Origin of the sequence: Kitasatospora sp. NPDC087861 (assembly GCF_044742585.1) — a bacterium.
Taxonomy (GTDB): domain Bacteria; phylum Actinomycetota; class Actinomycetes; order Streptomycetales; family Streptomycetaceae; genus Kitasatospora.
Window position 1 is genome coordinate 318,130 of the sequence record NZ_JBIUUS010000003.1, and the last position, 24,343, is coordinate 342,472.

Here is a 24,343-nt window from a genome sequence, read left to right on the forward strand (position 1 = left end):
GGGGCGTCCTTCCACGAAGCGAGGTCGGAGACGACCTGGCGGACTGAAATCAACAACGGGACGAACCAAGACAGGAACGGGGACGGCGCTCAGCGGTGCGAGCCGGCCCGGCCGAGCACGGCCCAGGCGTACGCCAGCAGCCCGGCGGCGACCGCGCCGCCGCCGAGCAGCCCGGCCGTCGGACCGGTACGGCCCAGGGCGAGCAGCCCGAGGGTCGCGGCGGGGCCGGCCAGCGCCCCCGCCGCGGCGGCCGCGGTCCGGCCGCAGCGGGCCAGCAGCGCGGGCAGCACCAGCAACAGGCCCAGCACGCCCTGCGCCGCCCACTGCGCGGCGCCGGCCCGCTCGGCCGCCAGGTGCAGCAGCCCGCCGCCGTGGCCCGGCCCGGGGCGCGGCGCGACGACGGTCAGCACCGCCAGCGCGGCGAAGGTCAGCACCGCGAGCACCGCCAGGTGCAGGGCGACCGCCACCGGCAGCACCGGCCGCATCCGGGCCCGGAACTCGGCCAGCGTGGCCGCCGCCCCGAGATGGCCGCGGCCGACCTGCCGGGACCAGTGGGCCGCCCGCTCGGCCGCCCCGGCCGACACCGCCCCGGCCAGCACCAGCGCGGCGGTCAGCGGCCGGTCCCCGCCCGGCGCGGCCAGCGGGAGCAGCAGCAGCGCGGCCAGGCCCAGGCCGTACCCCAGCGCCGCCGGGCGCCACCGGGAGCCGGCCCGCCGCGGCGCCCGCGCCGGGCCCAGCCCGTCCGCCGCGCGGCAGGGGCCGGTGTGCGGCGGGCCGGGCTCGGCCGCGGGGTCCGCGGCCAGGGCGGGCGCGAGCGCCAGCGGGACGGCGGCGGGCAGCAGCACCGTCCAGCGGGCGCCGAACGCGACCACCGCCGCGCAGGGCAGCGCGGCCAGCGCGGCGGCGGTCAGCGTCGCCCGGGCGGCGGCGGCGCGCTCCCGGCCGCGCGGCGGCTCCGGCGCGGGCGGGCGGCGGGGCACCCGCGCGTACAGCTCCTCGGCGAGCGAGAACAGGTCGGCGTGCCGGCAGCGCGCGGCGGCCTCCGGGCCGAGCCCGGCCTCCTCCAGCCCGGCGGCGATCTCCAGGGGGTCGACGGCCCGCTCGCACAGCGCCCGGTGCTCGGCCATCACCTCGCGGACCGGGTCGCCCACCGGGCGCCCGGCGCCGCCCACCGCCGCGCCGCCGGCCATCAGACGACCTCCGCGAGGGCGCCGGGGCGCTCTTGCGCGCCGGCGTCGCCGCCCTCGTCCGCCAAGCCGTCGGCCCCGTCGGCCCCGGCCCGCCCGTCGCGGCCCGCGTGGCCGTCCCGACCGTCCGGACTGCCAGGATTGTCCGGACCGCCGGGGCGGCCCGGGCCGCCCGGACCACCCGGGGCCTCCGCGGCGCGCCGGCCGTCGGCGAGCCAGTACTCGGCGGGCCGGGCGAACGGGCGCGGCGGCTCCCCCGCCGCGCCGCCGCCCCCGCCGTCGGGGAAGGCGGGGTACTGCGAGACCAGCTCCAGGTAGATCTCCCGGAAGGCGCCGATCACCGGCTCCACGGCGAAGCGTTCCTGCGCCCGCAGCCGTCCGGCCAGCCCGAGCCGGCCCCGCCGCTCCTCGTCGCGCAACAGCGCCAGGCAGGCGCCGGCCAGCGCGCGCGGGTCCCGGGCGGGCACCAGCAGCCCGGTCGGCCCGACCACCTCGCGGGCCACCCCGACATCGGTGGACACCACCGCCCGGCCGCTGAGCATCGCGTCCGCGAGCAGCCGGGGACTGCGCTGGGACAGCGCGGAGAAGACGGCCAGGGTGCCGCCCGCCCAGGCCTCGGCGAGCGAGCCGGGCCGCCCGGCGAAGTCCACCGCCGCCGCCAGTCCCAGCCGCTCGGCGACCGCCGCGCAGTGCGCCCGGTAGCCGGGCGCGGCCTCCTCGCCGTGGATCACCAGCCGGGCCTGCGGCAGGTCGGCGCGCACCTGCGCGAAGGCGTGCAGCATCAGCTCGGTGTCCCGCCCCGGCTCCAGCGCGCCCGCCCACACCAGGGTCGGCACCGCGGGCTCGGGCCCGGCCGCCGGGCGGGTCACCGCGGGCGTCCCCTCGTACACCACCCTGGTGCGCGCCGGGTCGGCCCCGCAGCGGCGCTGCCACTGCTGGTCGTGGACGCTGCCGGGGGTCAGCACGGCCGCCTGCCGGTAGGTCTCCTCGGTGAGCGCCCGGAAGAACGCCAGCAGCAGTGCCCGCACCGGCCACCGGTACGGCGCCGCGCGGTAGCCGAGGTACTGCTCGCGCAGGTGCAGGCCGTGCTCGGTGACCACGAACGGCACCCCGTGCAGGTGGCGGGCCGCCAGCGCGGGCAGCGCCGCGAGGCCGCCGCCGACCACGTGGCACAGGTCGACGGCGCCGAGGCCGCCGGGCCCGGTGCCGTACCAGGGCGCGGACAGCGGCCGCAGGCACTGCTCCAGCAGGTCCGCCGCGACCAGCACGTCGCAGACCAGCGGACGCCCGGCCGAGGTGTCCGCGCCCGGCAGCCGCCAGACCCGTTCCAGGGTGCGCCGGGCGTGCACGGAGGCGAGGAAGGCGGGCAGCGCGCCGTCCTCCCGGGCGAGGGCGGCCAGCCGGTACAGCCCGGCCCCGAAGCCGGCCCGCTCCCCCGGCATGACCAGCGCGCTGACCAGCTCCTCGTACGCCCGGGCGTACTGGCGGCTGCGCAGCGCGCCCGGCGACCGCCCGCCCGGCCGGCGCCCCCACAGCGCCGGCTCGCGCACCCCGCGCCAGGCGGGCGACCGCCGCTCGGCGCCGCCCCGGCCGCCCGGGCCGGTCACCAGGTACAGCTCGAACCCGTGCTCCGGCAGGCCCTCGGCCAGCCGGTCGCACCAGCCTCCGGCGCCACGCTGGGAAGGTGGCCGGGCACCCTCGGTGAGCAGGGCAACGCGCACGGGAGACCTCCAGGGCAGAGCGGATCGCGGGCGGATCGACGGATGGCTTGAGCGGCCGGCGTGGTCACCCGGCGCGGCCCCGCGCGGCGGCGGGGACGGTCCGGGGCCGAGGAGCCCGGTCGGCCGGGTACGACACCGTGACGCCCCCGGGGCGAAGCACCACCGCGTGGCGGCGCGGCCGTCCGTCCCGACGGTCCGGCCGCGCCCTCCCGCGATCCGTTCCCCCGGGCGCACGCCCGTTCCGGCGGCCGGGCCCGACCCGCCGGGACCCCTGGGTGCGGCCGCCCTCGGTTCCTCCGGCGGCCACGACCTCCCCCACACCTGTTCGGTCCGACAGCAGAAAGGTAGGACCGGCCCCGGGCAATCCATCGGTCACCTGCCTGGTTGCCACCTGAACGAGTGAACCGGCGTGACCTCACCCCGAACCGGGCCGTTACCCGGCCTCCGCGGCGGCCGGTTGCAGCGGCCCGTTCCGACCGCCCGTTCCGGCGGCCCGTTCCCGCCGGTCAGCTCGCGGCCAGCAGCTCCCGCACGGCGCGGGCGACCTGCTCGGGGTGCTCCATCATCGCGACGTGGCCGGACTCCGGCAGCACCAGCAGCCGGACGTCGGCGAAGGCCGCGCCGGCCCGCCGGGCGGAGCGGTAGGAGACGAGCTTGTCGCGCAGCCCGTACACCAGCAGCACCGGCGCCCGCACGTGCTCGGCCTGCCGCCACAGCGCCTGCTCGCCGCGCTCGGTGTACGCCGAGACGATGCCGCGGGCCGAGCCGGTCAGCGCCTGCAGCGCGTGCGGCACCTGCAGCCGGCGCCGGTACTCGGCCACCGCCTCGGCCCTGGCCGCCGGGGAGAGGCCGCCCGGGTCGCCGTAGACCAGCCGCAGCAGGTCCTCGGTGGCCGCCTCGGGGCCGCGTCCGTTCGCCGGGAGGCGGCGCAGCAGCGCGGGCGCCCCGGGCAGCGCGAGCAGGCCGGTCGGCCAGGCGGAGCGCTGCGGCGGCAGTTCGGGCAGGGCGGGCGAGACCAGGGTGAGGCTACGGACGAGGTCCGGGCGCAACGCGGCCAGCCGGACGGCGACGGCGCCGCCGAGCGAGTTGCCGAACAGGTGCACCGGCCCGCGTCCGGCGGCCTCCAGGTAGCCGATCACCGCGCGGACGTGGCCCGAGACGCTCAGGTTGCCGTCGGCGGGCGGGCCGGAGCGGCCGAAGCCGGGCAGGTCCACGGCCTCGCCGTCGACCAGGTCGCCGAGCCGGTCCATCAGGGCCGTCCAGTTGCCGGCCGAGCCGCCGAGGCCGTGCACGAACAGCCCGGGCTCGCGTCCGTCGCCCTCCCCGCCGGTGGCCGGCCGATGCACCGCGAGCACCGCGCCGGGGATCTCGACCGTACGTACCTGCTGCTCAGCGCTGCTCATGGTGGACGATGGTAGTGAGCCCCGGCCGGGGACCGTCGGGGGCGGTCCGGCCGTTTCACCCCCTGTCACACCACTGCCGACGCCGAGGTCAGCGCCGTATTGTGGGCTCCTGACAAGGAGGCCGAGGTCCTTTTCTCACTCCCGCCGAACGCGGAAGCGGTTACCGAAAAGTAGAATCGGCCCTCTTGCCAGCCCCGAACAACCCGAAGTGAGGAGCGCCGTGACGGCCATCCAGGAGGCGCAGGAGCGCCCGCGCGGTGCCCGCCTGCCGCGAAGCGCCCGTCGTGAACAACTGCTCGGTGCCGCCCAGGAGGTGTTCGTCGCGCAGGGTTACCACGCGGCCGCCATGGACGACATCGCCGACCGTGCCGGGGTGAGCAAGCCGGTGCTGTACCAGCACTTCCCCGGGAAGCTGGAGCTGTACCTGGCGCTGCTGGACAAGCACTGCGACGCCCTGGTCGAGTCGACCCGCGAGGCGCTGTCGACGACGACCGACAACAAGCTGCGGGTGGCCGCGACGATGGAGGCGTACTTCAACTACGTCTCCAGCGAGTCCGGCGCGTTCCGGCTGGTCTTCGAGTCGGACCTGACCAACGAGCCGGCCGTGCGCGAGCGGGTCGAACGGGCCTCCGAGGAGAGCGCGACGCTGGTCAGCAAGGTGATCCAGGAGGACACCGACCTGCCCGAGTCGGAGTCCAAGCTGCTCGCCGCCGGGGTCTGCGGCCTGGCCCAGATCACCGCCCGGTACTGGCTCTCGCAGGGTCTGGAGATCCCCCGCGACGAGGCGGTGCGGCTGGTCGCCAGCCTGGCCTGGCGCGGTCTGAAGGGCTTCCCGATGCACCCGGTCGCGGAGGACGGGGAGGCCCCCTCTTAGCAGGGGTGATCCGGCGACCTTCGCCGCCGTGGTGATCTCGTGCTCTATGGTGAAGCCGTACGGCGCGGTCGTCGCGAACGCTTGTCCCAGGCGGTCGGGTGTCCGCGCGTGGAGGCTGCAACCCCGGAGGGACGGAAGCCGTGGAGGTCAAGATCGGCGTGCAGAACACGCCGCGCGAGATCGTGATCGAGAGCTCGCAGACTGCCGATGAGATCCAGAGCGCGATCGCCAAGGCCCTGGAGGGTTCGGAGAAGCTCTTCGCGCTGACCGACGAGCACGGCCGCCGCGTCATCGTCCCGGCCGAGCGCCTGGCGTACGTGGAGATCGGCGAGCAGGCCGCCCGCAAGGTCGGTTTCGGCACCCTCTGAGGCGCTGCCCGAACTGCTCACCCGGTGCCCCGCTCCCCCCAGGGAGCGGGGCACCGCTGCGTGTACGGCCGGGTGGGGCGGGGTACGGCGACAGTGCGGCCGTCGGCGCCGCGCGCCCGTCCTCCGGGAGGCAGTCTTGCTGGTCGAATCGATCGCCTTCGCCCTGGTCGGCCTGGTCACGGGCCTGGTCGCGCTGCTGGCCCGGCCCTCGTACTTCCGGACGGCCCGCACCCTGACCGTGGGCACCGCGCTGGCGGCGGCGCTGCTCGGCGGGGTGGTCACGCACTTCTGCCTGGAGGGGCACTACCCGGCGGGGTCGATCGTGGCCGCCGCGGTGGCCTCGGCGGTGCTGACCGCGACACTGGCCCGGCCGGACCTGGCCGCCGGGCTCGCCCCGGCGCACCGGCACCACCCGCACCGGGGCGGCGCCCACCGCGCGCCGCGGCACCACCGGCCGGCCTGACCGGTCAGCTGGCCAGGCCCAGGGCGGCCATCCGCCGGGTGTGCGCCTCGGTGATCCGGTTGAACATCTTGCCGACCTCGACCAGGTCGAAGCCCTGCACCTGGACGCCGCCGACCAGCAGGTTGGACAGCGCGTCCCGCTCGGCGACCACCCGCTGGGCCTGGCTGAGCGCCTCGCCCATCAGCCGCCGGCCCCACAGCGCGAGCCGGCCGCCGGAGCGCGGGTCGGCCTCGATGGCCTGGCGCACCTTGTCCACCGCGAACTGGGCGTGCCCGGTGTCGGACATGACGCCGAGCACCAGCTCGCGGGTGTCGTCGTCGAGCCGGACGGCGACCTCGCGGTAGAAGTCGGTCGCGATGGCGTCGCCGACGTAGGCCTTGACCAGGCCCTCCAGCCAGTCCGAGGGCGCGGTCATCCGGTGGAACAGCTCCAGCGGCTCGACGAACGGGCGCATCGCCTCCTGCGGGTCGGCGCCGACCTCGGCGAGCCGGTCGTGCAGGCGCTGGTAGTGCTGGAACTCGGCGGAGGCCATCCGGGCCAGGGCCGCCTTGTCGGCGAGGTCCGGAGCCAGCTTGGCGTCCTCGGCGAGCCGCTCGAAGGCGCTCAGCTCGCCGTACGCGAGCGCGCCGAGCAGATCCAGCACCGCCGCCCGGTAGCCCGGGTCGGCCGAGCACGCGGCCCAGTCCCCGATCGAGCCGGCCGCGGCGTCCTGCGTCTCACCATGGGTCTCCATGACCCGTCACCTTAGTGCCGTCCGCCCGGCTCCCCCACATGGAGCGGCCGCCGGGCGGCACCCGGGTGACCGGCCGGAATCCCCCTTCCGGGCCGGGTCGGCGGGGGCAATGTCAGACGCGTCACGTGTTCGAGTCGTCGCCTGACTGTATGGTGGTACGGAGCCCCGTCGTGCTCGCACGGTGTCACCGCCGTCTCGGTGTCCCGCGCAAGCCCGCTCCGTAGCGGCACCGTCCACCCGGACGTGTCCGCACCGGAGCCACGGGTACTCACGTACGCGGATGCCCGGTCGGAGAGCCGATCGGCTCCGACCATGGCTTGGACTTCAAGCCTTGGCACCGCATCAGTGGCCGAGCGAGGGCCGCCGAGACCGCGCCCCCTGGCGAAAGGTCCCGCGCAGGTCCCTCACGGGAATCCTCCCCGACGCCGCCGGCGACGCGCCCCGTACCAGGGCAGCGCGCACCGGCCGGCCGCAGGGACCGGCGCGGTTGTGCGTCCGCCCAGCTGCATCAGGGCCGCCCAGGCCCGTACGCAGCCGTGCGGCTGCCCGCCCGCCGCTCGCTCTCGGCCCCTCCACACGGAAGAGGCAGCACCCTGTCCACCACCGCTGAACCCATCAAGATGACGTTCCGGGACCTGGGAATCCTCCCGGAGACCGCCGAGGCGCTCGAGGCCGTCGGCATCGTCCATCCCTTCCCGATCCAGGAGATGACCCTCCCGGTCGCGCTGACCGGCCACGACGTCATCGGCCAGGCCAAGACCGGCACCGGCAAGACCCTCGGCTTCGGCCTCCCGCTGATCGAGCGGGTCGTCGTGCGCGCCGACGTGGACGCCGGCCGGGCCACCGAGGAGCAGCTCTGCGGGTCCCCGCAGGCGCTGATCGTCGTCCCGACGCGTGAGCTCTGCACCCAGGTCACCAACGACCTGCAGACCGCCGGCAAGGTCCGCGACGTGCGCGTCCTGGCCGTCTACGGCGGCCGCGCCTACGAGCCGCAGGTCGAGGCGCTCGCCAAGGGCGTCGACATCGTGGTCGGCACCCCGGGCCGGCTGCTGGACCTGGCCGGGCAGAAGAAGCTGAACCTGTCCAAGGTCCGCTCGCTGGTCCTCGACGAGGCCGACGAGATGCTCGACCTCGGCTTCCTGCCGGACGTCGAGAAGATCATCACCATGCTGCCGGCCAAGCGGCAGACCCTGCTGTTCTCGGCCACCATGCCGGGCCAGGTGATCAGCCTCGCCCGCCGGTACATGAGCCAGCCGACCCACATCCGGGCCGCCGCCCCGGACGACACCGGCACCACCGTCGCCAACACCGAGCAGCACATCTTCCGTGCGCACTCGCTGGACAAGGTCGAGCTCGTCTCGCGCATCCTGCAGGCCGACGGCCGCGGGCTGGCGATGATCTTCTGCCGGACCAAGCGCACCGCCGCCGACGTGTCCGACCAGCTGACCCAGCGCGGCTTCGCGGCCGGCGCCGTCCACGGCGACCTCGGCCAGGGCGCCCGCGAGCAGGCGCTGCGGGCGTTCCGCAACGGCAAGGTCGACGTGCTGGTCTGCACCGACGTCGCCGCCCGCGGCATCGACGTCGAGGGCGTCACGCACGTGATCAACTACCAGTGCCCCGAGGACGAGAAGACCTACCTGCACCGGATCGGCCGCACCGGCCGGGCCGGCGCCTCGGGCACCGCCGTCACCCTGGTCGACTGGGACGACATCCCGCGCTGGCAGCTGATCAACAAGGCGCTCGAGCTGTCGTTCAACGACCCGGAGGAGACCTACTCCACCTCCCCGCACCTGTACGAGCTGCTGAAGATCGCGCCGGGCACCAAGGGTGTGCTGCCGCGTTCGGAGCGGACCCGGGCCGGGCTGGGCGCGGAGGAGGTCGAGGACCTCGGCGAGACCGGCGGACGCGGTGCGCGCACCGCGCGGGGCCGGGGCACGCGGAGCGGCCCCGGCCGCACCGAGGCCGCCGAGGCCGCCGTGGCCACCGAGGAGAAGCCGCGCCGTACCCGTGAGCGCCGCCGCACCCGGCGGGGCTCGGCGGTCGCCGAGGGCGAGGCCGGTACCGCCGTCGAGACCCTGGCGGCCCCGGCCGTCGAGGGCGTCGAGGGCGAGGCCGCACCGCGCCGTCGTCGCCGTCGCTCGCGCGGCGCCGGCGAGGCCGCCGTGGTCGCCGAGGCCGCTGCCGTGGTCGCCGAGGCCGTCGTGGTGACCGAGGCCGCCGTGGCGGCTCCGGTCGCCGAGGCCCCGGCCGCCGAGGCCGTCGCCGAGAAGAAGCCGGCCACCCGGACCCGTACGCGCAAGCCCAAGGCCGAGGCCGTCGAGGCACCCACCGCCGAGGCGGTCGCCGAGACCGCGGTCGCGGTCGCGGTCGCGGAGAAGCCGGCCACCCGGACCCGCACCCGCAAGCCGAAGGCGGAGGCCGTCGAGGCCCCCGCCGAGGCCCCGGCCGCCGAGGCCGTCGCCGAGAAGAAGCCGGCCACCCGGACCCGCACCCGCAAGCCCAAGGCTGAGGCCGCGACCGCCCCGGAGGCTGCGGCCGCCGACGCCGCGGCCGAGGTCCCGGCCCCGCGCAAGCGCACCCGCGCCCGCAAGGCCGCCGCCGCGCCGGAGGCCACCCCGGAGAGCTGACGCACCCCGCCCCGGAGGGGGCGGGCCGGGCCCCTGACGGCCTGGCCCGTCCCCTCCGGCGTTCCTGGATAGGCTCGGGGTCACCGGCCAGGTCCTGCCCGGTCGATCTTGCCGGATCAGCCGGGCGGGCCCTATCTCGCCCGCAGGAGAGCAGCCCATGAGCACCCCGCCGTTCCTCACCCTCCCCCGTTGCGCCCGGGCGCTGCGGCTGTCGACCGCCCGCGGCACCTTCGCCGCGCTGCGGGCGGAGCCGGACGGGCCGGTGCGCGGCTCGGCGCTGCTGGTCCCGGGCTTCACCGGCAGCAAGGAGGACTTCATCGCCCTGCTGGAGCCGCTGGCGGCGGCCGGCTACCGGGTGACCGCCGTCGACCAGCGCGGCCAGTACGAGACCGGCGGCCCGGACGACCCGGCCGCGTACGCGGTCGAGGCGCTGGGCGCGGACGTCCGGGCGCTCACCGAGGCCCTGGCCGCGGACGGCGGGCCGCCGCCGCACCTGCTGGGGCACTCCTTCGGCGGCCAGGTGGTCCGGGAGGCGGTGCTGGCCGCCGCCGCGGACGGCCCGCCGTCGTGGCGCTCGCTGGCCCTGATGTCCACCGGCCCGGGCGCGATCGACCCGGCCGAGGCGGCCCGCACCAAGCTGCTGCTGGACGTGCTGCCGGTCATGGGCCTGGAGGAGATCTGGCAGGTCATGCGACAGCTGGAGGAGGGCAGCGGGGACCGGCGGCAGCGCCCGGAACCGGCGGTCGAGGAGTTCCTGCACCGCCGCTGGCTGGCCAACGTGCCGCTGGCGCTGACCGTCACCGGCGGCCATCTGGTCGCCGCGCCGGACCGGGTGGCGGAGCTGGCCGCCGCCACCGCCGAGTTGCCGGTGCTGGTGCTGTCCGGGGTGCGGGACTACGCCTGGCCGGTGCCGGAGCAGACCGGGATGGCGGAGCGCCTGGGAGCCCGCCGGGTGGTCGTCGAGGACGCCGGCCACTCCCCCAACGCCGAACGGCCGGCCGCCACGGCCGAGGCGCTGGCCGCGTTCTGGGCCTGACCGGACCGATCCGGAGAGTGGTCTGAACCACTTCTCGAAGTTCGACCGCCCTCAACGCAGGACAAAATTCGTTAGTTACGGTAATCTTTGATTCTGTCCGGGAATCATCGCCGGCCTCCGCGTCGGCGCGAATCAGCCGAAACCTGGACTTTACGGTCGGGCAACGGCCCGGAAGCACCACCACGTCACCGTGGTTCACGAGGCACCAGACGCACCAGGCAAGTAGGGGGAGCCCTTGCCGCAGCAGACCGCCACGCGCACGAACCGAACGATCCGGCCGCACCGCCGGACCCGCAGGACCCCGAAAGGGCTGGTACCCACTCAGCCGCAATCGCCCCGACCGACGGGGCCAGGAAAGGAGACGCCCATGACGAAGACCATGCGCTTCGAGATCGTCCGGCTGGACGACGTCAACGGCTCCGCCGCCGGCCGTCTGATAGCCGACGCCGAGACCGTCCGCGAGGTCGTCCAGGCCGCCGCCCGCACCGGCGAGCGCCTGCTCATCCGCCCGTGCCCGACCGTCTGACCACGCGCGGCGCCTCCGACCGGGAGACCTCACCCGCCGCCGACGAGCCAGGAGCATCCGATCCGGACGTTCCGATACCCGACTGACGCCCCGTCACCGCGATCGCCGATGACGGGGCGTCAGTGCGTCCGGGCCCGGCGCCCCCGACGTTTGCCGTCGCCCGCCACGGGACATCCCCCAACGAGAACCGCCCGTACCGCGCCCCACCCCGCGTCGGACGGGCCCCGCCACCGACAGGTGCCGCCGCGCCCTCCGTACGGGTGATCGTCCTTGACGCGGCGGTCCGGAGGGAGGAGCGTTGTCGGCTATGAGGGGCGAGCCAAGCTGCCCGAGGTGCGCCGGTCGGGTCCGCGCCCCCGGTCTGTTCTCAGACACGTGGCAGTGCGACCGGCACGGAGCCGTGCACCCGATGCAGCCCGTCCTGCCACCGAGCGTGGAGGCCCTGGGCGTCGCCGTCGCCCGTTCGCAGGTCCCCGTCTGGCTGCCCTGGCCGCTCCCGGTCGGCTGGCTCTACACCGGCATCGCGCACGTCGGCGACGACGTCTCCGGAGCCCGGGCCACCGCCGTCGCCTGCTCCGGCCCGGCGCCGCTCGGCGGCTTCGGCGAGCTGGTGCTGATCGCCGAGGAACTGGGGGTCGGCCTCGGTGCCCGCTACGCCGGACTGGCCGGACCCGACCCGGGCGACTCCGTCGGCCTCTACAAGCCCGCCGACGCCAAGCTGATGGCCGCCGGGCGGCCCACCCCGATGTTCCACGTCCCGGACGCCCCGGTCGACCGCGCGGTGTTCGCCGGCGAGGCCCGCGGGCTCTGGCTCTGGGCGGTCGCCTGGCCCGAGCAGTCCGCCCTGGTGATGTACGACGAGCTGGTCCTCACCGACCTGCGCGAGGCCGGCGCCGAACTGGACCTGCTCCCCTGCGGGGCCCTCTCCCCCCGCCTGCTCGGTTAAGGCGTGTCTGGCAATTCGCGTCGGATCGCACGCCCGGCGGGAACTGTCAGACACGCCTTAGGGCCTGTCCTATCCTGGGCGGCACCCACGAGCCTCCAGGAGTCCGCCCCGTGCGCATCGACCTGCACGCCCACAGCAATGCCTCCGACGGCACCGACACCCCGGCCGAGCTGGTCGCGGCGGCCGTGGCCGCGGGCCTGGACGTCGTGGCGCTCACCGACCACGACACCGTCGCGGGCCACGCCGAGGCCGCCGAGGCGGTGCGCGCGCTGCCGGTCGGCACCCGGCTGACCGTCGTCCCGGGGGCCGAGCTGTCCTGCGCGGTGGGCGGCGTCAGCATGCACCTGCTGGCGTACCTGTTCAACCCGGACGAGCCGGAGTTCGCGCGCGAGCGGGAGCTGGTGCGCACCGACCGGTTCCGGCGCGGGCGGGCGATCGTCGAGCGCTGCCGCGAACTCGGGGCGAACATCAGCTGGGAGCAGGTGGCGCGGATCGCCGGGGCGGGCTCGGTCGGACGGCCGCACATCGCCAGCGCGCTGATCGAGGCGGGCGTGGTGGCCACCGTCTCGGACGCCTTCACCCCCGAGTGGCTGGCCAACGGCGGCCGGGCGGACGTGCGCAAGCACGAGACCGACCCCGTCGAGGCGGTCCGGCTGGTCCGGGCGGCCGGCGGGGTGCCGGTGTTCGCCCACCCCGGCGCGGTCAAACGCGGGCGGACCGTCCCGGACCAGGTGATCGCCGACCTCGCGGCAGCCGGGCTGGCGGCGCTGGAGGTGGACCACATCGACCACGACGAGCAGACCCGGGTGCGGCTGCGCGGCCTGGCCGGCGAGCTGGGGCTGCTGGTCACCGGCTCCAGCGACTACCACGGCACCCGCAAGACCGTCCGGCTCGGCGAGTACACCACCGATCCGGCGGTGTACGAGGCGCTGCTGGAGCAGGCCACCGGCGCGAAGCCGATCGGGGCCTGAGGGCCGCGCGCCCCGCGTGCGGGGGCGCGGCGGCGGGGTGCCGGCCCGACCCGCGCGCCCGGCCCGTGCGATCGACGCGTACGCCCGGCCCCGGCCCCGCCACTGAGCCGCCGTCAGTCCAGCCGGACGCCGCGCCGGTCCGGATCGCGCAGGTCGGTGCCCTGGTTCAGCCAGCGCTCCTGGAGCGCGGCCGCGCCGTGCACCCGCTTCCAGCCGGCCTCGTTGGGCGTCATCGGCAGCAGCGGCAGGAAGCGGACCGGGTCGGCCGGCTCGTCCAGCTCCAGGTCCGGCACCAGGCCGCCCGGCTCGGCGGCCAGCACCGAGGTGAACGGCGCGCCGTCCCAGAGCGGGGCGCCCAGGTCGAGCGAGCTGCCCGGGGCCACCACCAAGCCCTCGACCTGCGGCGTCGCGGCGAGGGTGGCGAGGCTGCGGAGCACGCTGTCGCGCCCGCCGCGCACCGTCAGCACCAGTTCGGCGCGCGGACCGCGCAGCTGGTCGGCGACCGGTGCGGTCGGGTCGGCCATCGGCGCGGCGGACATGCCGAGCGTCGCGTACCGGACCAGGCCGTCGGCGTCCGGTCCGAAGCGCAGCACCTCGATCCGGTCGGTGCCGAGGAAGGTGACCGCGGCTCGGCCGCTCGACGCGCCGAAGGTGGTGATCAGCCTGGCCTCGACGGCGGCCAGCACCGCCTCCCGGGAGAGCGCCGGGGAGCTGCCACCGTGGGGTTCGCCGAAGAGCGGGAAGTCGTGCGCCATGCCGGTGAGCGTAACCCGCGGGGGCGGACCGGCCGCGGACGGGCGACCCCGGGCAAAGCCTTGGGAAAGCCCGGGCACCGATGGCCGGTCAGATGTTAGGGTGAGCGACTGGCCACCGGGAACGCTTCGTCCCCGGGGCAGCGGCGCGAAGGAGGTGGTTGCGGTGGATACCGGCCGACCATGCAGTACCGGCAGCTCTACCCGGCCCCGTCCTCCCCGTACCCCTCGCCACGCAGGCTGAACCGGCTGAACCAGCCGAGGTAGCCCGGGCAGACCGAACGCGGACGGACCGGCCGGGAGAGCACCCCGATCCCCCTTCACCGGTGTTCTTCGCCGTCGCACCACGGCCGCCCGTTCCTCCCCCGCCTCCGACCGGGGGACTCCGACGCCGCTGTGCGGCGGCTCCTGTCCCAGGGAGCCTGCCATGTCGATGATCAACAGCCTGCGCGCCGCCGTCCGCACCAACCGCCGCCGGTCCGCGGTCGGCGGGTACGACGCCGTCCCGATGGGCGCCGGGTCGGCGGTCGTGGACTGCGCGGTCTACCAGCACGGCAAGCGCAACGGCGAGACCTGCAGCCCCCGCGAGGCCGCCCGCCGGGTCAAGGCCGCACACCAACTCCCGGAGGGCAAGGGCTCGTTCAGCTGGATCGGGCTGCACGAGCCGACCGAGGCCGAGTTCGAGGGCATCGCCCAGCGGTTCGGCCTGCACCCGCTCGCGGTCGAGGACGCGGTGCACGCGCACCAGCGGCCCAAGGTCGAGCGCTACGACGACGTGCTGTTCGCCGTCTTCAAGACCATCCGCTACGTCGAGCACGACCAGCTCACCCCGACCAGCGAGGTGGTGGAGACCGGCGAGCTGATGGTCTTCGCCGGGCGGGACTTCGTGATCACCGTCCGGCACGGCGGCCACGGCTCGCTCCAGGAGCTGCGGCACCGGCTGGAGGCCGACGCGGACGAGTCCGGGCTACTCGCCAAGGGCCCCTCGGCGGTGCTGCACGCGATCGCCGACCACGTCGTGGACAACTACCTGCTGGTCACCGAGCGGCTGCAGAACGACGTGGACGAGATCGAGTACGGCGTCTTCTCGGCCAAGGGCGGGCGCAGCGCCGACGTCGGCCGGGTCTACCAACTCAAGCGCGAGGTCCTGGAGTTCAAGCGCGCCGTGGTGCCGCTGCTGCGCCCGATGCAGCAGCTGTCCGAGCCACTGCAGCGCCTCGTCGACCCGGACATCCAGAAGTACTTCCGGGACGTCGCCGACCACCTGGCCCGGGTCACCGAGCAGGTCCACAGCTTCGACGAGCTGCTCAACTCGCTGCTCCAGGCCAACCTGGCGCAGGTCTCGGTGGCGCAGAACGAGGACATGCGCAAGATCACCGCCTGGGCGGCGATCTTCGCCGTGCCCACCATGATCACCGGTGTGTACGGCATGAACTTCGAGTACATGCCCGAACTGCACCACAAGTACGGCTATCCGATGGTGCTCGGCGGGATCGTCCTGATCTGCATCGGGATGTACCGGGGCTTCCGCCGCAACGGCTGGCTCTGAGGCGTCCTCAGCGGCGGCCGCCGCGGGCGACCAGGACCAGGCCGATCAGGATCAGCACCACCGCCGGGTAGGCGGCCGCCGGGGGCCACTGACCGAGCCAGAGAGCGGCGATCAGGGCCGCACCCGGGGTCTCCAGCAGGATCGCGGTGGAGGTGATCGACGGGCCGAGGGCGCGCACCACGCGGTTGCTCAGCGAGTGGCCGAGCAGCTGGGCGGCCACCATCAGCAGCACGATCTGCCACCACACCCCGGCCGGCCAGCCGGACAGCGGCGCCCCGGCGACCAGACAGATCGCCAGCAGGCCCACCGCCGTGGTGGCGTAGCAGACCAGGGTGTACGCGGTGGTGCTGACGGTCTTGCGGACCTCCGCGCCCAGCAGCACGTACCCGGCCGCCGCCAGGCCCGCGCCGAGGGCGAGGGCGTCTCCGAGCAGCGCGCGCGGGGAGAGCGAGAGGTCGACGCCGGTCAGCACCAGCACGCCGGCGAAGGCCACACCCGTGCCGAGCCAGACCATCCGGGGTGCGCGGGCGCCGAACAGCCGCATCAGCAGGATGGTCCACAGCGGGGTGGTGGTGACCAGGGCGGTCGCCGAGGCCACCGAGGTCATCCGCAGGCTGGGCATCCAGAGCGCGAAGTGCACCGCGAGCAGCGCGCCGGCCGCCGTCGCGAGCAGCAGCGCCCGCCGGCCGATCCCGCGCAGCTCGGCACGGTGGCGCAGCAGCGCGTACGGGCCGAGGACGCCGACCGACATGACGTTGCGCCAGAAGGCGATCGCCAGCGCGGGTGCGGCGGTGGCGCTGATCAGCGGGCCGGACAGCGAGATGCCGGCGATCGAGACGGCGAGCAGCAGCAGGTCGAGGGTGGGCAGCGGGTGCGCCGGCGGCGCGGCGGTGGCGGCGGGTGCGGTCGCGGGCCGGGCGGCGGGCACGGCGCTCCTCTGCTGGTCACGTGGGCTGGGTCGGGCGCTCCTACGGTAAGGCCCGTGGATGGGCGATGGAACTGTCGCCCGACGGCTGAGACACCTCGTGGACGGGAGAAGCCGTACGCTGTGCGCCATGGACCGTACGACCGCCGCCGCAACCGCCGACGACCTCCTCGACCGGGCCCTGCTGGAGGAGGCCGCGAAGAAGTCCGGCCTGCTCTGGGTCCGCGCGGACGGCCAGGAACAGTCCCGCCCGCTCTGGCACGCCTGGTACGACGGCGCGGTGGTGGTGGTCGGCGACGGCGGCGAGCAGCCGCTGCACGGCCTGACCGCCGGATCCGGCGCGGTGGTGACCGTCCGCAGCAAGGACAAGGGCGGCCGGCTGACCGGCTGGAACGCCCGGGTCTCGGAGCTGCCCCCGGGCGGCGAGGCCTGGCTGGGCGCCGTCGAGGAGCTCAAGGGCAAGCGGCTGAACGCGCCCGACACCGACACCATCGCCGACCGCTGGGCCCGCGAGTGCCGGGTGCTGCGGCTGGAGCCGGCCGGCGCGCTCACCGAGCGTCCGGGCACCATGCCGGACGGCTCGCACGCCGCCCAGCCGATGCCCACCCCGGCCACCACCCGGCGCCCGATCCCGGCCGGCCTGCCCAAACTGCTGTTCAAGCGCCGCTAAAGATTCACGCCCGGGACTCCTCGGATGTGTACCGTGCCTCGTCGGGCCGGGTCCCCGACGCGCGGGTAGCCTTGGCCGCGGGTGCGCCCCGGCGTACCAGGCACCGCGTCGAACGAGTCGAGGGAGTTCATGGCAGGGCCAGGCACCCGGGTCTTCATCTCCCATCTCTCCGCCCTCGCCGTCTTCGACCCGAACGGCGACCAGGTCGGCCGGGTCCGGGACGTGGTCGTCTCGCTGCGCCTCGGCGGACGCCCGCCGCGGGTGCTCGGCCTGGTGGTCGAGGTGGTCGGCCGGCGCCGGATCTTCCTGCCGATGACCCGGGTGACCAGCCTGGAGTCCGGTCAGGTGCTCACCACCGGCGTGATCAACCTGCGGCGCTTCGAGCAGCGCCCGTCCGAGACCCTGGTGCTCGCCGAGCTGCTGGACCGCACCGTCACCTGGTCCAAGACCGGTGAGGACGTCACCGTGCTGGACGTCGGGATGGTGCAGACCCGGCTGCGCGAGTGGGAGATCAGCCGGGTCTTCGTCCAGGTCGGCCGGGCCGGCCGGCTGCGCAAGGGCAAGGGCGAGCGGCTCACCCTGGACTGGCAGGACGTCACCGGCTTCGCGCTGCCCGAACAGGACCAGGGCGCCGCCAACCTGCTCGCCACCTTCGACCAGCTGCGCGCCGCCGACCTCGCCAGCGTCATGCACCACCTGTCCGCCAAGCGCCGCGCCGAGGTGGCCGCCGCGCTCGACGACGAGCGGCTCGCCGACGTCCTGGAGGAGCTGCCCGAGGACGACCAGGTCGAGATCATCGGCAAGCTCAAGGACGAACGCGCCGCCGACATCCTGGAGGCGATGGACCCGGACGACGCCGCGGACCTGCTCTCCGAGCTGCCCGACGACGAGGCCGAGCGGCTGCTCCAGCTGATGGAGCCGGAGGAGGCCGAGCCCGTCCGCCGCCTGCTGTCGTACGAGGAGAACACCGCCGGCGGTCTGATGACCACCGAGCCGGTCGTGCTGGAGCCGGACGCGACCGTGGCCGAGGCACTCGCCCGCATCCGGGTCTCCGACCACAAGCCCGCGCTCGCCGCGCAGGTGTACGTCTGCCGGCCGCCGAACGAGACCCCGACCGGCAAGTACCTGGGCACCGTGCACTTCCAGCGGCTGCTGCGCGAGCCGCCGTACGTGCTGGTCGGCTCGCTGGTCGACGACGACCTGGACCCGCTACCGCCGGACACCCCGCTGTCGCTGATCACCAGCTACCTGGCGACCTACAACCTGGTGTCCGCGCCGGTCGTCGACGAGGCCGACCACCTGATCGGCGCGGTGACCGTCGACGACGTGCTCGACCACCTGCTGCCGGAGGACTGGCGCGAGTCCGTGCTGCACGGCCACGACGACGCGGGGGAAGACGACCCGAGGGAAGAGGTGCACGGTGGACGCTGACCGCAAGGGACGGCGGGACGAGTCCCCCCGCCAGCGCCTCCAGAGCGAGCTGCGGGAGCTGCGCCAGCTGCGCGAACTGCGCGGCCGCGAGGGCGGCCGGGACCGGCGCACCGAGATCTCCGTGGCGGGCCCGGCCCGCACCCGGCTCGACCAGCCCCGCACCGCCCGGCCCGGCCTGATCACCCTGCCCTCCTACGACCCGGAGGCGTTCGGCAAGCTCTCCGAGCGGATCGCGCGCTTCCTGGGCACCGGCCGGTTCATCGTCTGGATGACGGTGGTGATCATCGTCTGGGTGGCCTGGAACACCCTGCTGCCGGAGAACGTGCGGTTCGACAGCTATCCCTTCATCTTCCTCACCCTGGTGCTGTCGCTCCAGGCCTCGTACGCGGCCCCGCTGATCCTGCTCGCGCAGAACCGCCAGGACAACCGGGACCGGGTCAACATGGAGCAGGACCGGGCCCGCAGCGACCGCAACATCGCGGACACCGAGTACCTCACCCGCGAGGTCGCGGCGCTGCGGCACGGGCTCGGCGAGGTCGCCACCCGGGCCTTCATCGCCTCCGAGCTGGGGAGCATCCGCTCCGAACTGCAGTCCCTGCTCAAGGAGATCGACGAGCGCCGGGAGCCCTCCGAGACGCTGTGACCGGCGGCACGCTACCGGCGGGTTAGGGGATCCGCCGAGCGCCGTACCATCAAGACATGGCCAACGAGACAGAGGTCGCGGCCGGCGTCACGGAGGACTCCGTACGCCAGGCGCTGGCGACCGTCAACGACCCGGAGATCAACCGCCCGATCACCGAGATCGGCATGGTGAAATCGGTCGAGATCGCCGAGGGCGGCGCGGTGCGCGTCGCGGTCTACCTGACCGTCTCCGGCTGTCCGATGCGCGACACCATCACCACCCGGGTCCGCGAGGCGGTCGGCAAGGTCGCCGGCGTGACCGGCGTCGAGGTCGAGCTCGACGTGATGAGCGACGAGCAGCGCAAGGAGCTCTCCCAGCTGCTGCGCGGCGGCGCCCCCGAGCGGGAGATCCCGTTCGCCAAGCCGGGCACGCTGACCCGGGTCTACGCCGTCGCCTCCGGCAAGGGCGGCGTCGGCAAGTCCTCGGTGACGGTCAACCTGGCCGCCGCGATGGCCGCCGACGGCTTGAAGGTCGCCGTCGTGGACGCCGACATCTACGGCCACAGCGTGCCGCGCATGCTGGGCGTCGAGGGCCGGCCCACCCAGGTCCAGGACATGATCATGCCGCCGCAGGCGAACGGCGTGAAGGTCATCTCGATCGGCATGTTCACCCCGGGCAACGCCCCGGTGGTCTGGCGCGGCCCGATGCTGCACCGCGCGCTCCAGCAGTTCCTGGCCGACGTGTACTGGGGCGACCTGGACGTCCTGCTGCTGGACCTGCCGCCCGGCACCGGCGACATCGCGATCTCGGTCGCGCAGCTCGTGCCGAACGCCGAGATCCTGATCGTCACCACCCCGCAGATGGCCGCCGCCGAGGTGGCCGAGCGGGCCGGCACCATCGCGGTGCAGACCCACCAGAAGATCGTCGGCGTGATCGAGAACATGTCCGGCATGCCGTGCCCGCACTGCGACGAGATGATCGACGTCTTCGGCACCGGCGGCGGCCAGATCGTCGCGGACGCGCTCACCCGCACCGTCGGCGCGACCGTCCCGGTGCTCGGCTCGATCCCGATCGACGTGCGCCTGCGCGAGGGCGGCGACGACGGCCGCCCGGTCGTGCTCGCCGCCCCCGACTCCCCGGCCGGCGCCGCCCTGCGCGCCGTCGCCGGCAAGCTCGGCGGGCGTCAGCGCGGCCTCTCCGGGCTCTCCCTCGGACTGACGCCGAAGAACAAGTTCTGACGGCGGATCGGCCTGACAGCCCCGAAGGGGCCGGGTGGTTTCGAACCACCCGGCCCCTTCGGCGTCTTCGCGGGGCCTACGGCCGGGCGTAGGCGGTCAGGTCGGGGACGGTGGAGAAGCCGGTGCCGTAGGCGCTGACGCCGCGCCCGTAGGCGCCGAGCAGGACGCCGGGGGCCTCGCCGGCGAGCACCCAGCCGTACTCGGACTCGCGGTAGCGGAAGGGCTGCGGCAGGCCGTTGACCGGCAGGCTGAGGGTGGACCAGCCGGGGCCGGCCAGGTCGTCGGCGAGGTCCCAGGCCAGGGCGCTCTGCTGGTCCAGCCAGTCCTGGCGCAGCGCGCGGTCGAGTTGGCCGGGCCAGGTCGACGCGAGCAGGCCGGAGCCGGCCAGCCAGGCGGCGGAGGAGGCGGAGGTCGCCTCCAGGGTGCCGGTGTTGTCGGCGCTGCGACGGCTGTCGCGGCGGGCCACCGTGACCACGACCGCGAACCTGCGCATGTCGCGCGGCTCGTACTGCCGGGCCGGCTCCTCGCCGTGGCCGAGGGTGCCGTAGTCGACGCTGCCGGCCGCCCCGCCGCGGGGGCCGCCGGCGCCGGCCTGCATCAGGTAGCGGCGGCCGGTCCAGCCGTCGTCCAGGCCGTACCAGGGGAAGTCTGCGGACAGGTAGGGCACCAGCGGGTCCGGCGGGCCGGCCTGCCCGCCGACCACCGGGCCGCCGGCCGTGGCCGTCGTCCCCACCGCCTGACTCGTCGCGTCCATCCCCGGGCCTCCTCAAACGCATGTGTGCCTGCCGTGGCGCGCTCCCATCGTGGCGTACCGCGCCGTCCCCGGGGGCCGATCCTGGTCCGCGACAGCGCGGAACGTGACGGACGGCTCAGCGGGAACAATCAGCACAATAGCGGCGCACACGCCGCCGCCCCGCTCAGCCGGGTGGCCGGGCGGGGCGGCGGTGTCGTGCTACGGGGCCTGCGCCGGGGCGCGGCGGCGACGGGACCGGGGTCCGGTCAGGTCGCGTCGGGGTCGAACGGGGGCCGCTCGCCGGGTTGCAGCGGCGCTCCGGTGAAGGCTGCCGCCGGGGCTGCCGCCGCGGCGGCGGGCTTCTCGAAGCTGACGCTGCCGCTGCGGCCGTTCACCGGCGCCGCCGGCTTGTCGTCCAGGACGGAGCGGATGTCGAGCGAGTCCTTCATCTCCTTGAGGCCCAGCGGGTCCTCCTGGCCGCCCATGAGCTGCTTGCGGACGAAGGTCTTGGGGTGCAGGTCCTCGAACTCGAAGTCCTTGAACTCGGGCCCCAGCTCGCTGCGGATGTCCTCCTTCGCGTTGTCGGCGAAGGAACGGATCTTCCGGATGAAGCCCATGGTGTCCTGGATCAGCTTCGGCAGCTTGTCCGGTCCGAAGATGATGATCGCCATCACGACCAGGGTCAGGAGCTCCAGCCCGCCTACATCGCTGAACACCTAAGCTCCCTAGCTCGTCGGACGACGGTCTCTACAGGGTAATGGCCATCGGCGGGTCCCTGGTCCACGCTGTGATGAAGCCGTGGTAAAGACCTGCCGACGGCCAGGGCCGTCTCGACCGGGGTGCGAGATCCGCTCTAGCGGGTTTGTTGGCGCAGTGCCGGGAGGCCGCCCGGGTTCCGGTCCGGGGCGGGCGGCGGGGTCGCGGCGCGGGTCGCGGCGACGGGGCGGGCCGGGAAGTCCACCGGGATCTGTGCGGTCATCGGGACCAGGCCGCCGGTGCGGCCGGTGCTGGAGCCCGGGCTGACCGAGGTGCTGTGCTGGTCCTCGCCCTGGGTGCTGAGGCCTCCGACGCCGCCGAGCGTGACCGCGGCGACCGAGAAGGCGCCCGCGGCGGCGAAGACGAAGCGGCGCCCGCGAGGCGCGGCGGAACGGACGGCGGCGGCTGCGGCCGGACGGGGCCGGACGGGGCTCTCGGGACGGGCCGCGGCCTCGGGGCGGCCGGTACGCCGGCCCATCAGCGGCCGCAGCACCGCGCCGCCGCGTCCGAAGGCCCGCGGGTCGACCCCGGGCACCGGGGTGCCGGCGCCGAGCGCGCCCGCGCCGAAGGAGGCGCCTGCGCCGCGGCCGAAGGAGCCGCCGGTGAGCCGGCTGCCGCCGAGCGTGCCGGCGGCCGCGACCCCGCCGCCGGGCAGGTCGTCGTCGTCACCGCGGGTGCCGCGGCCGGTGGGCCAGTCGGTGTCCGCCGGGTCGTCGTCGGGCAGGCCGCCGACGGCCATCAGGCGGGCCATCAGGCCGGAGGACGGGCCGGGCGTGCCGGTACGGGTCAGCAGGTGCTTGACGGCCCGGCCCTCGTCGGCCTCGGCGAGGCACTGCGGGCAGGTCGCCAGGTGGGCCTGGACGCGCTCGCGCGAGTCGTGGCCGAGTTCGCCGTCCAGGAACGCGGAGAGGCGCTCGCCCAGGTGGTGTTCCTCGGCGGCGGGCTCGGCGGCGCGCACCGGCACCGCGCGCAGCGCCGTCTCGCCCGGCAGCGGGAGTGCGGGCAGCAGGGGCTCACCGGGTTCGTCGCTGCCGCGGCGGCCGGGCAGCGCCCAGCCCCGCCGGGCCGCGGACCGGCCGGACGCGTCCGACTGGCCCGGCCCGGACCGGCCGGTTCCGCTCACGATCGCCTCCGTCCGCGCGCACCCGGCGCGAGCGCGCCCTCGACGGCGGCGGCGCCCACCGGCACCGGCTCCTCCGAGCCGCCACGGCGCTCGCGCCCGGGGGCGGAGCCGGGGGCGCGGTGCTTGAGCGCGGCGCGCAGGTGCGAGCGGCCGCGGTGGATGCGGCTGCGGACGGTGCCGAGCTTGACGCCCAGCGTGGCGGCGATCTCCTCGTAGGACAGGCCCTCGATGTCGCAGAGCACCACGGCGGCCCGGAACTCCGGGGCGAGGGTGTCCAGGGCGTGCTGCACGTCGGCGTCGAAGTGGGTGTCGCTGAAGTGCTGGGCCGGGCTGGGCTCGCGGGAGGCGAGCCGCTCGGCCGCGTCCTCGCCGAGCGCGTCGAAGCGGATGCGCTGGCGGCGGCGGACCATGTCCAGGAACAGGTTGGTGGTGATCCGGTGCAGCCAGCCCTCGAACGTGCCGGGGGTGTAGGTCGACAGCGAACGGAACACCCGGACGAAGACCTCCTGGGTGAGGTCCTCGGCGTCGTGCTGGTTGCCCGTCAGACGGTAGGCGAGGCGGTAGACGCGGGCGCTGTGCGCCTCGACGATCTCCTCCCAGGAGGGCGGAGTCCAGGTCTGCGCGTCGGGGCCCTCGGTGAAGGTCGCGAGGGCGGGGGCCTCGGTGGTACCGGCGGCCGGCGTTTCGGCGGCGGGCTGGTCCAGGTCGGAGTGCGCAGGCTGGTTCATCACGGGCTTCGGCGTACGGGCCGACGCGGTGCCGCGGGTGTGCCGCCGCACGGGGACGTCGCCCTCGGCCACACCTCCTCGGTCGGCTCTTCTGCCCAGCAGGGCCACCACCATATCCACCTCACCCGTCAAGCCCGGATAAAAGTGCCCGGGAGGTCTCCCGTACCCGGTCCTTGGTGACAACGGCCCGCCGCCGTACGCGGTTCCCGGTCGGCCAGTAATCTGTGCCAGGAAATATCGACTTCCCCCGGCACCGGGCTGTCACCCGGGGCTCCGAAAGAGGCAGCCATCAGCGAGTTCGGGCCCGCGCGCGTGGCCCTCGCCGACACCTACGTCGGCGAGGACGCGGTGTTGACCTACGCCCGGGCCCAGTCCGCGCGTACCGGGATACGGGCGATCGGGCCCAGCGGCGGGGCGTGCCTGCGGCTGCTGGCCGCCGCACTGGACGCCAAGGCGGTGGCCGAGATCGGCACCGGGACAGGTGTGTCCGGGGTGTACCTGCTGCGCGGGATGCGGCCGGACGGCGTGCTCACCACGGTCGACTCGGAGCCGGTGCGCCAGCAGCTGGCCCGCGAGGCGTACCACGCGGCCGGGTTCGCGGCCAACCGCTCGCGGTTCATACCGGGCCGGGCGCTGGAGGTGCTGCCGCGGCTCGCCGACGGCCAGTACGACCTGGTGTTCTGCGACGGCGACCCGGCCGAGTCGCGGGAGTACCTGGCCGAGGCGCTGCGGCTGCTGCGGCCGGGCGGGATGGTCTGTTTCGAGGGGGTCTTCCAGGAGGGCCGACTGGCCGAGCCGGAGCTGCAGGACCCGCAGACGGGCGCGGTACGCGACCTCGTCCAGGCCGTCCGGGAGAGTGAGGCGCTGCTGCCGGCACTCCTGCCGGTCTCGGACGGGCTGCTCTGCGCCGTCAAGCGCTAGCGGCCCGCCCGCGGGCGGCGGCCCTCAGACCGACCGCGGC

At 75.2% G+C, this 24,343-nt stretch carries 24 protein-coding genes; 14 read left to right on the forward strand and 10 right to left on the reverse strand.

The annotated features are described in order from the left end of the window. Positions 1–89: 89 nt before the first annotated feature. From ACIOJE_RS06435 to ACIOJE_RS06445, 3 genes are all read right to left on the reverse strand, one after another. Positions 90–1,190: a hypothetical protein gene (locus tag ACIOJE_RS06435; RefSeq protein ID WP_400773727.1), complete on the reverse strand. Its 1,101-nt coding sequence runs from the start codon at positions 1,188–1,190 to the stop codon at positions 90–92. Beyond that, positions 1,190–2,908 carry a DUF3492 domain-containing protein gene (locus tag ACIOJE_RS06440; RefSeq protein WP_400773729.1) on the reverse strand — a complete coding sequence of 573 codons (1,719 nt, stop codon included), beginning with the start codon at positions 2,906–2,908 and terminating at the stop codon, positions 1,190–1,192. Before ACIOJE_RS06440 ends, ACIOJE_RS06435 begins: the two co-directional genes overlap by 1 nt. A 506-nt stretch (positions 2,909–3,414) precedes the next feature. Then, on the reverse strand, positions 3,415–4,311 hold the full coding sequence (locus ACIOJE_RS06445; RefSeq protein ID WP_280676345.1) for an alpha/beta fold hydrolase: 897 nt from the start codon (positions 4,309–4,311) through the stop codon (positions 3,415–3,417). 220 nt (positions 4,312–4,531) lie between these two features. On the opposite strand from ACIOJE_RS06445, the gene ACIOJE_RS06450 reads away from it, so the two are divergent. The 3 genes from ACIOJE_RS06450 (at position 4,532) to ACIOJE_RS06460 (ending at position 6,016) form a co-directional block, all read left to right on the forward strand. Beyond that, positions 4,532–5,185 carry a TetR/AcrR family transcriptional regulator gene (locus tag ACIOJE_RS06450; protein WP_280676348.1) on the forward strand — a complete coding sequence of 218 codons (654 nt, stop codon included), beginning with the start codon at positions 4,532–4,534 and terminating at the stop codon, positions 5,183–5,185. Positions 5,186–5,325: 140 nt separating this feature from the next. Beyond that, positions 5,326–5,553, forward strand: coding sequence for a DUF3107 domain-containing protein (locus ACIOJE_RS06455; protein WP_280676350.1), 228 nt, complete (start codon positions 5,326–5,328; stop codon positions 5,551–5,553). Positions 5,554–5,689: 136 nt separating this feature from the next. Beyond that, a complete protein-coding gene (locus ACIOJE_RS06460; RefSeq protein WP_400773733.1) occupies positions 5,690–6,016 on the forward strand; it encodes a hypothetical protein in 327 nt (108 codons plus the stop codon). A 4-nt stretch (positions 6,017–6,020) separates the two neighbouring features. On the opposite strand, the gene ACIOJE_RS06465 is transcribed toward ACIOJE_RS06460, so the two are convergent. Next, positions 6,021–6,749 carry a ferritin-like fold-containing protein gene (locus ACIOJE_RS06465; protein ID WP_280676354.1) on the reverse strand — a complete coding sequence of 243 codons (729 nt, stop codon included), beginning with the start codon at positions 6,747–6,749 and terminating at the stop codon, positions 6,021–6,023. A gap of 620 nt (positions 6,750–7,369) precedes the next feature. Here ACIOJE_RS06465 and ACIOJE_RS06470 point away from each other — a divergent pair. The 5 genes from ACIOJE_RS06470 to ACIOJE_RS06490 all read left to right on the forward strand — a co-directional run bounded on the left by ACIOJE_RS06470 (position 7,370) and on the right by ACIOJE_RS06490 (position 12,855). Next, a complete protein-coding gene (locus ACIOJE_RS06470; RefSeq protein ID WP_400773736.1) occupies positions 7,370–9,376 on the forward strand; it encodes a DEAD/DEAH box helicase in 2,007 nt (668 codons plus the stop codon). 157 nt (positions 9,377–9,533) lie between these two features. Next, a complete protein-coding gene (locus ACIOJE_RS06475; RefSeq protein WP_400773739.1) occupies positions 9,534–10,412 on the forward strand; it encodes an alpha/beta fold hydrolase in 879 nt (292 codons plus the stop codon). A 367-nt stretch (positions 10,413–10,779) separates the two neighbouring features. After that, positions 10,780–10,938: a hypothetical protein gene (locus ACIOJE_RS06480; protein WP_280676647.1), complete on the forward strand. Its 159-nt coding sequence runs from the start codon at positions 10,780–10,782 to the stop codon at positions 10,936–10,938. Between the two features lie 307 nt (positions 10,939–11,245). Further along, positions 11,246–11,884 (forward strand): DUF6758 family protein, encoded by a 639-nt coding sequence (locus tag ACIOJE_RS06485; RefSeq protein ID WP_280676358.1) that lies wholly within the window; start codon positions 11,246–11,248, stop codon positions 11,882–11,884. 110 nt (positions 11,885–11,994) lie between these two features. Next, positions 11,995–12,855 (forward strand): PHP domain-containing protein, encoded by an 861-nt coding sequence (locus ACIOJE_RS06490; RefSeq protein ID WP_400773742.1) that lies wholly within the window; start codon positions 11,995–11,997, stop codon positions 12,853–12,855. A gap of 113 nt (positions 12,856–12,968) precedes the next feature. Here the strand turns inward: ACIOJE_RS06490 and ACIOJE_RS06495 are convergent, their stop codons facing one another. Then, entirely contained in the window at positions 12,969–13,610 is a 642-nt protein-coding gene (locus ACIOJE_RS06495; RefSeq protein WP_400773744.1) for a suppressor of fused domain protein, read from the reverse strand. 424 nt (positions 13,611–14,034) lie between these two features. Between ACIOJE_RS06495 and corA the strand changes: the two genes are divergently transcribed. After that, positions 14,035–15,156: a magnesium/cobalt transporter CorA gene (gene corA / locus ACIOJE_RS06500; protein ID WP_280676364.1), complete on the forward strand. Its 1,122-nt coding sequence runs from the start codon at positions 14,035–14,037 to the stop codon at positions 15,154–15,156. A 7-nt stretch (positions 15,157–15,163) separates the two neighbouring features. Here the strand turns inward: corA and ACIOJE_RS06505 are convergent, their stop codons facing one another. Next, positions 15,164–16,084 carry a DMT family transporter gene (locus ACIOJE_RS06505; RefSeq protein ID WP_400773747.1) on the reverse strand — a complete coding sequence of 307 codons (921 nt, stop codon included), beginning with the start codon at positions 16,082–16,084 and terminating at the stop codon, positions 15,164–15,166. Positions 16,085–16,211: 127 nt separating this feature from the next. Between ACIOJE_RS06505 and ACIOJE_RS06510 the strand changes: the two genes are divergently transcribed. From ACIOJE_RS06510 to ACIOJE_RS06525, 4 genes are all read left to right on the forward strand, one after another. Then, a complete protein-coding gene (locus tag ACIOJE_RS06510) occupies positions 16,212–16,751 on the forward strand; it encodes a hypothetical protein (RefSeq protein ID WP_280676366.1) in 540 nt (179 codons plus the stop codon). Positions 16,752–16,880: 129 nt separating this feature from the next. Beyond that, positions 16,881–18,182 (forward strand): magnesium transporter MgtE N-terminal domain-containing protein, encoded by a 1,302-nt coding sequence (locus tag ACIOJE_RS06515; protein WP_280676368.1) that lies wholly within the window; start codon positions 16,881–16,883, stop codon positions 18,180–18,182. A 49-nt stretch (positions 18,183–18,231) separates the two neighbouring features. Further along, the gene (locus ACIOJE_RS06520) at positions 18,232–18,825 is read left to right on the forward strand and encodes a DUF1003 domain-containing protein (RefSeq protein ID WP_400668749.1); all 594 of its coding nucleotides are present in this window, start codon (positions 18,232–18,234) and stop codon (positions 18,823–18,825) included. 56 nt (positions 18,826–18,881) lie between these two features. Continuing rightward, the gene (locus tag ACIOJE_RS06525) at positions 18,882–20,042 is read left to right on the forward strand and encodes an Mrp/NBP35 family ATP-binding protein (RefSeq protein ID WP_400773751.1); all 1,161 of its coding nucleotides are present in this window, start codon (positions 18,882–18,884) and stop codon (positions 20,040–20,042) included. 76 nt (positions 20,043–20,118) lie between these two features. Here ACIOJE_RS06525 and ACIOJE_RS06530 read toward each other — a convergent pair whose 3' ends face one another. The 4 genes from ACIOJE_RS06530 to sigE form a co-directional block, all read right to left on the reverse strand. Beyond that, on the reverse strand, positions 20,119–20,796 hold the full coding sequence (locus ACIOJE_RS06530) for a hypothetical protein (protein ID WP_280676372.1): 678 nt from the start codon (positions 20,794–20,796) through the stop codon (positions 20,119–20,121). Between the two features lie 245 nt (positions 20,797–21,041). Continuing rightward, positions 21,042–21,491, reverse strand: a complete 450-nt coding sequence (locus ACIOJE_RS06535) for a sec-independent translocase (RefSeq protein WP_280676374.1) — start codon at positions 21,489–21,491, stop codon at positions 21,042–21,044. 137 nt (positions 21,492–21,628) lie between these two features. Beyond that, on the reverse strand, positions 21,629–22,654 hold the full coding sequence (locus tag ACIOJE_RS06540) for a zf-HC2 domain-containing protein (RefSeq protein WP_280676376.1): 1,026 nt from the start codon (positions 22,652–22,654) through the stop codon (positions 21,629–21,631). Further along, positions 22,651–23,382, reverse strand: coding sequence for an RNA polymerase sigma factor SigE (gene sigE / locus ACIOJE_RS06545; RefSeq protein WP_400668752.1), 732 nt, complete (start codon positions 23,380–23,382; stop codon positions 22,651–22,653). Before sigE ends, ACIOJE_RS06540 begins: the two co-directional genes overlap by 4 nt. A 258-nt stretch (positions 23,383–23,640) precedes the next feature. Here sigE and ACIOJE_RS06550 point away from each other — a divergent pair, with 258 nt between their 5' ends. Next, positions 23,641–24,303, forward strand: coding sequence for an O-methyltransferase (locus tag ACIOJE_RS06550; protein WP_280676630.1), 663 nt, complete (start codon positions 23,641–23,643; stop codon positions 24,301–24,303). The last annotated feature ends 40 nt before the right edge of the window (positions 24,304–24,343 follow it).

Bases quoted from the DNA above. Each gene is read 5' to 3' on its own strand.
- ACIOJE_RS06515 (WP_280676368.1), top strand. From the start codon at position 16,881: ATGGCAGGGCCAGGCACCCGGGTCTTCATCTCCCATCTCTCCGCCCTC.
- ACIOJE_RS06530 (WP_280676372.1), bottom strand. From the start codon at position 20,796: ATGGACGCGACGAGTCAGGCGGTGGGGACGACGGCCACGGCCGGCGGC.
- ACIOJE_RS06475 (WP_400773739.1), top strand. From the start codon at position 9,534: ATGAGCACCCCGCCGTTCCTCACCCTCCCCCGTTGCGCCCGGGCGCTG.
- ACIOJE_RS06470 (WP_400773736.1), top strand. From the start codon at position 7,370: ATGACGTTCCGGGACCTGGGAATCCTCCCGGAGACCGCCGAGGCGCTC.
- ACIOJE_RS06435 (WP_400773727.1), bottom strand. From the start codon at position 1,190: ATGGCCGGCGGCGCGGCGGTGGGCGGCGCCGGGCGCCCGGTGGGCGAC.
- ACIOJE_RS06525 (WP_400773751.1), top strand. From the start codon at position 18,882: ATGGCCAACGAGACAGAGGTCGCGGCCGGCGTCACGGAGGACTCCGTA.
- ACIOJE_RS06445 (WP_280676345.1), bottom strand. From the start codon at position 4,311: ATGAGCAGCGCTGAGCAGCAGGTACGTACGGTCGAGATCCCCGGCGCG.
- ACIOJE_RS06510 (WP_280676366.1), top strand. From the start codon at position 16,212: ATGGACCGTACGACCGCCGCCGCAACCGCCGACGACCTCCTCGACCGG.
- sigE (WP_400668752.1), bottom strand. From the start codon at position 23,382: ATGAACCAGCCTGCGCACTCCGACCTGGACCAGCCCGCCGCCGAAACG.
- ACIOJE_RS06465 (WP_280676354.1), bottom strand. From the start codon at position 6,749: ATGGAGACCCATGGTGAGACGCAGGACGCCGCGGCCGGCTCGATCGGG.
- ACIOJE_RS06480 (WP_280676647.1), top strand. From the start codon at position 10,780: ATGACGAAGACCATGCGCTTCGAGATCGTCCGGCTGGACGACGTCAAC.
- ACIOJE_RS06485 (WP_280676358.1), top strand. From the start codon at position 11,246: ATGAGGGGCGAGCCAAGCTGCCCGAGGTGCGCCGGTCGGGTCCGCGCC.
- ACIOJE_RS06495 (WP_400773744.1), bottom strand. From the start codon at position 13,610: ATGGCGCACGACTTCCCGCTCTTCGGCGAACCCCACGGTGGCAGCTCC.
- corA (WP_280676364.1), top strand. From the start codon at position 14,035: ATGTCGATGATCAACAGCCTGCGCGCCGCCGTCCGCACCAACCGCCGC.